The organism is Noviherbaspirillum sp. (assembly GCF_035254865.1).
Taxonomy (GTDB): domain Bacteria; phylum Pseudomonadota; class Gammaproteobacteria; order Burkholderiales; family Burkholderiaceae_D; genus Noviherbaspirillum.
On record NZ_DATFAF010000081.1, the window covers coordinates 1 to 9082 of the forward strand.

Below are 9082 nucleotides of genomic sequence, written 5' to 3' on the forward strand. Positions count from 1 at the left end.
GTCGAGGGCTGGAATTCCTGCGTCACCCACTTCTCCGCCGCCGTCATGTCCGCCCACGACGCCCCCGAGGCCAGCATCGCAGCCGCCGCCAGCGCTGTCAGTTTCAGTCTCATATCTCCACCTTTTCTTGTTGCCTTCCCTTTACGTTTGCGCACCGCGGAGGGAAGAATGCCGCTGTACGATGACCAGCAATGCGGGGTCAATACGTGATTTCGTAGTCGAATATTGGCGGCAGGCTTTCAAGGCATCGTGCTTGCCCTGCAAGCATGCTTGCCGCGGATTTTCAGTCAATTCGTTCAGGGTTTCGGTCGATGCACGCGTATGCGGCTCGGCTTCTAAGCATCGAGCCGTTTCATTAAACAACAAAAAACAACAAAAAACAACAGAAAAATCAACAAAGGAAATTAAGGAGATTCGACCGATTTTGGGCAGCGGACGGCCCGGCGCATTGCGGTGTCAATGCGGCCGATCGCGCGCTGTTGCGCGACCTTGGCGGGAATTGAAGGAGGAAGCAGGCCGGTGCTTCGGCGGTCGATGAAACGGGGACCACCGAAGCAAGGGGCTTGCAGCAGGCGCTAACGCGGTTGCGTGGCCTGCGGTGCCTGCGCGCTGGCCTGCGGTTCGGCGACGAAGATTTCGACGCGGCGATTGCGTGCGCGATTGGCTTCCGTGTCGTTCGACGCTACCGGCTCATGCGAGCCGCGACCTTCGATGGCGATGCGGTTGGACGCCACTCCGCGCGAAGTCAGATAGTCGCGCGTATGCGCGGCGCGGTTGACCGACAGCGGGTCATTGATCGCGTCGCCGCCGGTGCTGTCGGTGTGGCCGATGATGTTGATCCTCGTATCCGGGTTTTCCACCAGCGTGGAAGCGAACTTGTCGAGGATGGGCCGGAAGTTGGGCTTGATGTCGGCGCGGTTGGTGTCGAAGGAGATATCGGAAGGAATATCGAGCTTGAGCCGGTTATCCGCGGTCTGCGACACTTGCACGCCGGTGCCCTGGGTCGCCTGCTCCATGGTGCGCTTCTGCTGTTCCATGCGCTTGGACCAGATATTGCCGGCCACCGCGCCCGCCGCACCGCCCAGCACCGCGCCGGTCGCCGCGCGTTTTCCCCCGCCGCCGCCGGTGCTGGCTCCCAGCACCGCGCCAAGGCCTGCGCCGATTCCCGCGCCGGTCGCCGTGCGGCGCTGCTCCTCGGTCATGTTGGCACAACCGCCGAGTGCGATGAGCGCTGCCAGCGCAGTAATAATGAGTTGATTTCGCATCATGCATATCCTTATCTGTGTCAAAACCACGAGTTGGACATACCGAAGTGATGCAAGTTCGACAAGTTACATTCGAAAAAAATTTCGGGCTTATTCCGGCCCGACGAAATCCATGTCGGCAGCGGTATGTCCCGCCTTTTTCTTCTTCACAACGAGTGCCACCACACCGGCAATGGCGCCGGCAAGCAGCACGGGTTTCAGCAGATGCTTGCGTTTTGCCAGGGCAGAAACGCCGGTGATCACGAGCGGCAGCGCCGTTGGCAGGTTGCCGCCCGCCAAGCCTGCGAGACCTGTCAGATTCTGTCGCCGGAAAATGGCAAGCGCGCCCCGCACGATCTGATGCAGCGCGCTTTTCGCCAGCGAGTCCGGCTGCAGACTGGCATGCGCCGTCTCTTTGGCGAGCAGGAGTTCGGCCCGGTAGAGCGCGCCCTGCGCGATAAGCTGTTTCTTGCGATCGGCTCGATTCATGCCATCCCGATTCATACCATCCTCTTACAACAACGCGTCGCGGTCATTGCGCAATTCATTCAGGGTCGCGGGCATGCTCAACTGGTCGCCGTCGAGCATCGAACGCGCGTACAGCAGGATGCCGAGCGCCAGCAGCGAATACGCGGCGGCGACGATGAGCAGGATTTTCCAGCCCATCGCGTCCCATGCCAGCACGATGATGAGCGCGGTCCAGCAGCCGAGCGCGAACCACAGCGCAACGATGCCGAGCACGCCGACCAGCAGCAGCCGCGCGATATTGTTGCGCACCTCGCCCAGCTCCAGCGAAGCCAGCTCGATCCGGCTCACCAGCAGGGCGAATCCGTTCTTCGCCAGGCCGGCCAAGCCGGCAATGAGGCCGGGGCCGGTTTCCGCGGAATGCGTTTGTCGCTGCTCCATCATGCAGCCACTAGCGGCGCGAAATCAGCATGCCGACGATCAGGCCGACGCCAGCCGCGATGCCGACCGCCTTCCATGGATGATCGTGCACGAACTCGTCGGTCGTATGTGCGGCGGCCTTGCCCTTTTGCACCGCAATGGCCTGCACTTCCTGCGCCTTTTCCATCGCGGCATCCAGCATCACCAGGCCTCTGGAGCGCAGCTCCTCCGCCTTTTCGCCGGTTGCATGGCTTGCTTCGCGAAACAGTTCTTGTGCATCCTTGACCAGGGTCTTCATGTCGTTCCTCACGGTTTTGATGTTTGAATTCAGCATGGCGATACTCCACAAAAAGATCGAAAGCAAAAAAGGTCGCCCGCGGGTTGCCGGGCGACCATTAACAGAAATCACATATCGGAAATGATATCGGATGCGGCGATCCGCATGTCGATCATTGGTCGCGTCAAGCAACAAGCCATCTCTATTTATGTCAGGTAATTTACGAAATGTAAAGCTCCGAGCCTTGCGCCAGAGCGAACTTTCTCCTCCGCATGCCGGTTCTTTGATGCGGATCAGATGAGGGAGCCGGACCGGGTGGCCGCGGTTTGAAAGACCTGGCGCAGAGTGTGAATTTTCGCTCAGGAAGTGTAGTCCGGCGGCAGGGCTTGCTCGGCCAGCGCGAGAATGGCCTTCGACTGGTAGGCATTGGCCAGCGCGCGCAACTTCTCCGCAAAACCTTCATAGCGCGCATCAAGCTCTACGAGATGATCGGCGTAGTCGCGCAGGTCGCGCATGTTGCCGATCTGCGCGAGCTCGCGGAGCCTGGCCATCTGCTCCGGCGGCGGCGTCACGAATTCTTCGTCGTCCTTCGCGGGAAGGCAATGCTCGTCGCGCTTGCACGACAGCACATGACCGTCGGCCGGCTCGTCGTCGGCGACCGGAACGACCAGTTCGAAGCTGAACACGCTGCCGGCGCCAGGACGGCTGGCAACGTGGATTTCACTGTTCATCATGCGCACGAGCTGGCGGCTGATCGACAGACCCAGTCCGGTGCCGCCGAAACGATGCCGGGCTTCGCCGGCCTGCTCGAAAGGCTGGAAGATGCGTTCGAGTTCGCTCTCGGGCACACCGACGCCGGTATCGCTCACCTCGAACAGCAGACGCGCATGATCGGCTTCGTTATGCGCAAGGCGGGTGACACGCAGGCTGACCTCGCCTTCGTCGGTAAACCTGACCGCATTGCCGAGCAGGTTGAGCAGTACCTGGCGCACGCGCTTTTCGTCGCACACGACGACGCGCGGCAAATCCGGCGCCGCGCTATATCTGAAGAGCAGGCCCTTCTGTTCGGCGCGCACCCGGATGATGTCGGCGATCACTTGCAAACAGCTCTGCATGTCGACCTTGTGTTCGACCAGCTCGAACTTGCCGGACTCAATCTTGGACAGGTCGAGCAGATCGGTAATCAAGGTCAGCAGGTGTTCACCGCTTTGCTGAATGGTATTGAGGCTGGCGATCTGGTGCGCATCCAGATTGGGACCGCGCTTGAGCACCTGCGCGTAGCCGAGCACCGCATTGAGCGGCGTGCGCAATTCATGACTCATGCTGGCGAGAAAAGTGCTCTTCGCCTGGCTGGCGACTTCGGCGCGCTCCTTGGCCAGCATTAGCTCGGCGGTGCGCTCCTTCACCAGTTCTTCGAGATGCTCGCGATGGCGCTGCAGTTCCTGTTCGACCTGCACGCGGCGCCGGATGTCTTCTTCCAGTGCGCGGTTCTTGGACTCGATTTCATCGAACAACGACTGCAGGGACTGGCGCGTGCTTTCCAGGCTGCTGCCGAGGCTGCCGAGCTCATCCTTCTGCCGCCACATGAATGGTGCGGTCAACTCGCGCCGCGCGAGACGCTGCGATTCCTTCATCAGGCGACGGATCGGCGCCAGCACGCGGTATTGCAGCAGGGACACGATCAGCAGCAGACTCAACAGCAATTGCGCCAGCACGGTCAGGGCAATCGTCATGCGATTGCGGCGAATCTCGGCGTCGAGCTGGCCGCTGTCCATTTCAATCGTCACGAAGCCGATCACTTCGTCGTTGTACAAGACATCGCGGCTGATCATGAATTGCCGCCCCCGGCGTCGTTGCGGAATTTCCTGGAACAGGAAGACACCGAATTTCTGGTCGCGCACGACGATCTTCGATATCCGCTCGTCGCTCAGCATCGCCGCAAACAAGGGACGGCCGGAACGCGGATTCAGGTTCCACAAAGGCTCCTGCATGCCCAGCGTCAGGATTTCCGCGAGCCGCTCTTGATCCGCTTGCAGGCGCTGTCTCAACGCCTGTTCATCCTGGCGAAGCACGATCAGCGTGATGATCGTGACCGGAATCAGCAGTCCGATCACGACCGCCAGCACGATGGACGCGCGCAGCTTCAGTCGCATGCGGCCTCCGTCCGTACGGCCGGCATCTGTCGGATGAGTAACATGCCCGTCCCGCCTCCTTGCCTGTGCCCAAACCCGGGAACAAGTTGGAGTGCAAAACCGGAAGGAAAAATTCCTGGAATGCGCTATTAAGAGCCGCGCGTTGCATTCAGCCTGCGCCGCCGTCCCTGTCGCGCAGTTCCGCGATGCCTTCGATGTTGCCGATGCGGATCGTGACCGGATTGCAACTCAGCATGCGTTGCGTCGGGCGCCAGGCGAACAGCCACTCTTTTTCCGGCGCATGCTGGCGCGCCTTAGAAAACGCGGCTCCCAGCGGACTGGGCATGCCGTAGGAAATCGCGGCATCGATGCCGGCCCAGCTCGGTAGGAGACGCTGCGCGGCGCGATGGATGCGTTCTCCGAATTCTTCGGCGTCATGGATTACCAGGCAGCAGTCGGCGCCGGCAAAGGCGTCGAACAGCTTTTCATCCCACGCGTTTGCCAGACTCAGCGTGAGAAAGGTGGACGATGCTTCGGCGGATGCGCGCGGACCGAACGGCAGGATCTGATCTATGGCCGGCGGCGCTTTTTCTTCGGCGAGCGGCGGATGCAGCTGGAACTCGCCGAATTGCAGCGAACGTTCCAGCAAGGACCGCTGCGAATAGCGGTACAGCTTTTGCGGTCGCTTGTAGGCGGCGGCGAGCAAGGGGGATGGAGCAGTTTTCATGGTAGCGTCGTGCTGAGAGGGCATCACCCATTTAAACAGAATACGCGGGCGGCGACAAACGCGGCGTGCCGCCAGTGGCCGCAGACGCAACACGAGGCTTGCCTGAGGTGCCGGTCCCGTTTAGGATGGCAGACATGAGCGCCGACCGGCGCGTCCCCTCTTTGCATCCAGGAGAATCATGCGCAGCACATTCTTGACCATCGCCACCTTGGCCCTGCTGCAGTTCGCAGCCGTCGCGCACGCATCGGACGTCAACGTCGGCGTGAGCGTCGCCGGCCAGGTCTCGCCCGGCGTCTACGGCCGCATCGATATCGGCAATGCGCCGCCACCGCCGGTCGTGTATGCGCAGCCCATCATCATCGCGCGTCCGGCACGCCCGGTTCGGATGGCGCCGATCTATCTGAATGTCCCGCCCGGCCATGCAAAACACTGGGCGAAGCACTGCCACAAATACAATGCCTGCGGCCAGCCGGTGTACTTCGTCAGGTCGGCCGAATATGAGAATGGACGGCGCGGCGGAAAACACGGCAAGGAGAATCACGGGCATGGCAACGGTCACGGGCGCGGCCACTGAACCGGCGTTTCCCCTGCCATGAAAAAAGCGGCTCGAGAGCCGCTTTTTTTTGGGGCAGCGTGATGGGCAAGTGCTTACTTGCTGGGCGAGGAAGTATCGGAGCTTGAACCTGCTCCGGTATCGGAGGAAGAGGAGGCACCCGACGGGCCGGAAGACTTGGCCTTGCTGGATTTCTTGGCCTTCTTGTGCTTCTTCTTCGTTGCTTTCTTAGGGGTGGTATCCGAAGTGGCGTCGCTCGAAGCGGCCGGGCTGCTGCTCGTTGCGCCAGTCGACTCGGTGCCGGATGCGCCGGAGCTGGGGGCGCCCATGCTGCTCGAGCCGGAGGAACCGGACGTGCCGCTGGTGCCCGACGCTCCGGAGCTGGGGCTGCCCATGCTGCTGGAGCCGGACGATCCGGTAGTGCCGCTGGTGCCGGAGCTGCCGGAACTCATACCGCTGCTGCTCTTGCTGCTGTCAGTCGACGAACCGGAAGCACCGGTGCCGCTGGTGCCCGAACTGCCCGAGGTGTCGCTGGAACCGGACGAGGACATGCCGCTGGTGCCGCTGCTGCCGGACGTGCCGCCGTAAGTGCTGCTGCTGCCGCTGGTCGAAGGCGATGCCGAAGAGGAACCGCTGCTCGACTTGCTTGGATCGCTGGTTGCGGAGGACGACGGCAGAGTCGAAGACGGCGAGCTTGCGCTACTGCCGCTACTTGTGCCGGCCCCGGATGATTGCGCCAATGCAAATGACGACACCGACGCGATCATGACAAACGATAGTGATCGGATAATAGGTTTTAGCCTCATGAGGAAACTCCTTAAGTTAAAAGAAAGGCATCATCGATGCAGCAGCTTGGATGCAAGCCCTGTGTGCGCGTTCAGCAGAACACGCCGGGGGTCTCAAGGAGGGCGCTCAGGATTTTTTCAAGTGCTTGAATTTTAAGCACTTATGACAATGTAAAAATGTGTAACGCGGAATCGGACGGTGAGGAATTTACAATGCGGCGCCTGCATCCTGGCAGGCGCAATCATGCTTTACTGGTCCATTTGCGGCTGCGCAATCGTGCGCAACTGGAAGCGGCCGTCGTTATTGAAGAGCCAGGTCTCGGAAATTTCGAGCTTGCCGTGACGCACGAGATGCGAGGCGGGCCGCGGGAACGGCGCCGCGTTGCGCAGTGACGCCAGCGCGATCGATTCGGTTTCGCGGTCATGGTTGGAGCGCATGATTTCGCTGCGCACCAGATTGCCATGCGCATCCACCGCATAACGCAGCACCACTACCGAGCGCAACAAGGCCTGCGGACGCCCGGGGTAGACCTTGCCGGAATTCACGTCGGAAATACGAAGTGCGAGATCGCGTTTATAGGCATCCACGGAACTGGCACTGGATGCCTCCGCGCGCGACTCGGCCCTTCGCTCGGCACGCGCGGCTTTTTCACTCGGGCGGTCGGTGGATCGGTCACCGGTGGACGTGGCGCAGCCAGCGAGCACGGCTGCAGCAAGAAGAAATGCGTTGCGGATGTTCATGCCAGTGCCTGCTCGATGCGTGAAAAAAGTGACCCGGTTCGCTGCTTGGCCGACATTTCATCCGTCAGCAATCAATGCTTTGACGAAATGCCTTGCAGAAGAAAGTAATGTAGAGATATTCGTGGCAGGAAGCAATCTTACGCGTCGTTACAAATATCACGCCGTCCCTGCATCTTCACTTGCATATCGAGCCACGTCTTCTACGCTGAGATGATGCTTGACCTTGTCGTATTGCTCATTGCCCTGGGGAGCTCGTCCATGCACGCACAAGAACGCTACGGCCACTCGGCGGTGCATGCCGATGCGCATCGCATCCATCGCAACGGCGAGGCCATGTTCGAAGTCGAAGCCAGCGGTTTCGTGCACGCTACTCCGCAGCATGCCTGGCGCGTGCTGACCGACTATGAGCGGCTGCCGATGTTCGTTCCCGACCTGGTGGAATCCAAACTGATATCGCGCAAGGGAAATGAAGCGATCATTGAACAGCGCAGCCAGACCGGCTTTATGTTTTTCACGCTGCCGGTGCACATGAAGCTGCGCATCGAGGAGCGGCCCATGGCGACCATTACGGTCGCGCTGCTGTCGGGCGACATGAAGCACTACGCGGCGCACTGGGAACTGGAACCGTTTTCGCAGGATGGCGTCGAGGGCACGCGCATTCATTTCGACAGCACGCTGGAACCGAATTTCTTTCTTCCGCCGCTCATCGGCACGGCAGCAGTGCAGATGAATGTGCGCAAGATGGTAGAGGCCGTGACGTCGGAGATCGAGCGCAGCAGCGCGCATTGAGCGCGACAGCCCTGCCGGCTCAGTCGAAACTGCCCTTCGTCCTGAACTGCTCGGTCGCTCCCACCAGGAGGCGCGTGATGCCCGGCTCGTATCCCGAATGTCCCGCATCGTCGACCACGTGCAGCTTCGCTTCCGGCCAGGCAGCATGCAGGCGAAACGCCGCCGACGGCGGACAAACCACGTCGTAGCGTCCCTGCACCAGGACCGCCGGCAAATGGCGGATGCGATCGACGTTGCGTATCAGTTGATCGTCGCCGAAGAAACCGTCGTGCAGGAAGTAATGCGCTTCGAGCCGCCCGATGCCCAGGCTCACCACATCCGAGCTGAAGTCGGCGATCGCACCCGGATCGGGACGCAGGAACAGGCAGCTCCCCTCGTAGCGGCTCCAGCTGCGCGCGGCCGGCATGTAGACATTCGGATCCTCGCTGAACAAGCGCTTCGCGAACGCCTGCAGCAAATCGCCGCGTTCCTCCGGCGGAATCGATGCCACGAACTGCGCATGCACATCCGGATAAAACCATCGTATCCCGTTGAGAAACCAGTCGATCTCCTCGCGCGTGCACAGAAAGATGCCGCGCAACACGAAGCCGAGACAACGTTCCGGATGCGCCTGCCCGTAGGCCAGCGCCAGTGTCGAACCCCAGGAGCCGCCGAACAGCAGCCATTGCTCGATGCCGAGCATATCGCGTATGCGTTCGATATCGTCGATCAGCAATGGCGTGGTGTTGTTGCGGTATTCGCCCAGCGGCGTCGATTTGCCGGCGCCGCGCTGGTCGAACAGCACGATGCGGTAATGATCGGGATCGAAAAAGCAGCGATGCCGCGGCGACAAGCCGCCGCCGGGTCCGCCATGCAGGAACAGAACCGGCTGGCCGTCGGGATTGCCGCACTCCTCCCAATACAAGGTGTGGATGTCATCCACCGGCAGCATGCCGCGGCGGTAGGGTTC

Annotated in this window: 12 protein-coding genes; 4 read left to right on the forward strand and 8 right to left on the reverse strand. The window is 61.1% G+C overall.

The features are described from left to right. Positions 1 to 575: 575 nt before the first annotated feature. The 6 genes from VJ651_RS20300 to VJ651_RS20325 all read right to left on the reverse strand — a co-directional run bounded on the left by VJ651_RS20300 (position 576) and on the right by VJ651_RS20325 (position 5265). Positions 576 to 1265 carry an OmpA family protein gene (locus VJ651_RS20300; protein ID WP_324109169.1) on the reverse strand — a complete coding sequence of 230 codons (690 nt, stop codon included), beginning with the start codon at positions 1263 to 1265 and terminating at the stop codon, positions 576 to 578. A gap of 90 nt (positions 1266 to 1355) precedes the next feature. Beyond that, positions 1356 to 1733 (reverse strand): hypothetical protein, encoded by a 378-nt coding sequence (locus VJ651_RS20305; protein ID WP_324109170.1) that lies wholly within the window; start codon positions 1731 to 1733, stop codon positions 1356 to 1358. Between the two features lie 24 nt (positions 1734 to 1757). Beyond that, positions 1758 to 2150 carry a phage holin family protein gene (locus VJ651_RS20310; protein WP_324109171.1) on the reverse strand — a complete coding sequence of 131 codons (393 nt, stop codon included), beginning with the start codon at positions 2148 to 2150 and terminating at the stop codon, positions 1758 to 1760. Between the two features lie 10 nt (positions 2151 to 2160). After that, a complete protein-coding gene (locus tag VJ651_RS20315; RefSeq protein WP_136420278.1) occupies positions 2161 to 2463 on the reverse strand; it encodes a DUF883 family protein in 303 nt (100 codons plus the stop codon). Between the two features lie 302 nt (positions 2464 to 2765). Beyond that, positions 2766 to 4559, reverse strand: a complete 1794-nt coding sequence (locus VJ651_RS20320) for an ATP-binding protein (protein WP_324109172.1) — start codon at positions 4557 to 4559, stop codon at positions 2766 to 2768. 148 nt (positions 4560 to 4707) lie between these two features. Beyond that, positions 4708 to 5265, reverse strand: a complete 558-nt coding sequence (locus tag VJ651_RS20325) for a hypothetical protein (protein ID WP_324109173.1) — start codon at positions 5263 to 5265, stop codon at positions 4708 to 4710. Between the two features lie 178 nt (positions 5266 to 5443). Here VJ651_RS20325 and VJ651_RS20330 point away from each other — a divergent pair, with 178 nt between their 5' ends. The 3 genes from VJ651_RS20330 to VJ651_RS20340 all read left to right on the forward strand — a co-directional run bounded on the left by VJ651_RS20330 (position 5444) and on the right by VJ651_RS20340 (position 6760). After that, the gene (locus VJ651_RS20330; protein WP_324109174.1) at positions 5444 to 5839 is read left to right on the forward strand and encodes a hypothetical protein; all 396 of its coding nucleotides are present in this window, start codon (positions 5444 to 5446) and stop codon (positions 5837 to 5839) included. A 78-nt stretch (positions 5840 to 5917) separates the two neighbouring features. Next, entirely contained in the window at positions 5918 to 6406 is a 489-nt protein-coding gene (locus tag VJ651_RS20335) for a hypothetical protein (RefSeq protein WP_324109175.1), read from the forward strand. Further along, positions 6407 to 6760, forward strand: coding sequence for a hypothetical protein (locus tag VJ651_RS20340; protein ID WP_324109176.1), 354 nt, complete (start codon positions 6407 to 6409; stop codon positions 6758 to 6760). Positions 6761 to 6852: 92 nt separating this feature from the next. Here the strand turns inward: VJ651_RS20340 and VJ651_RS20345 are convergent, their stop codons facing one another. Beyond that, a complete protein-coding gene (locus VJ651_RS20345; RefSeq protein ID WP_324109177.1) occupies positions 6853 to 7344 on the reverse strand; it encodes a hypothetical protein in 492 nt (163 codons plus the stop codon). A 258-nt stretch (positions 7345 to 7602) separates the two neighbouring features. On the opposite strand from VJ651_RS20345, the gene VJ651_RS20350 reads away from it, so the two are divergent. Beyond that, positions 7603 to 8133 carry an SRPBCC family protein gene (locus tag VJ651_RS20350; RefSeq protein ID WP_324109178.1) on the forward strand — a complete coding sequence of 177 codons (531 nt, stop codon included), beginning with the start codon at positions 7603 to 7605 and terminating at the stop codon, positions 8131 to 8133. A 19-nt stretch (positions 8134 to 8152) separates the two neighbouring features. On the opposite strand, the gene pip is transcribed toward VJ651_RS20350, so the two are convergent. Further along, positions 8153 to 9082, reverse strand: a 930-nt coding sequence (gene pip, locus VJ651_RS20355; protein WP_324109179.1) for a prolyl aminopeptidase, incomplete at its 5' end; no start/stop codon positions are given.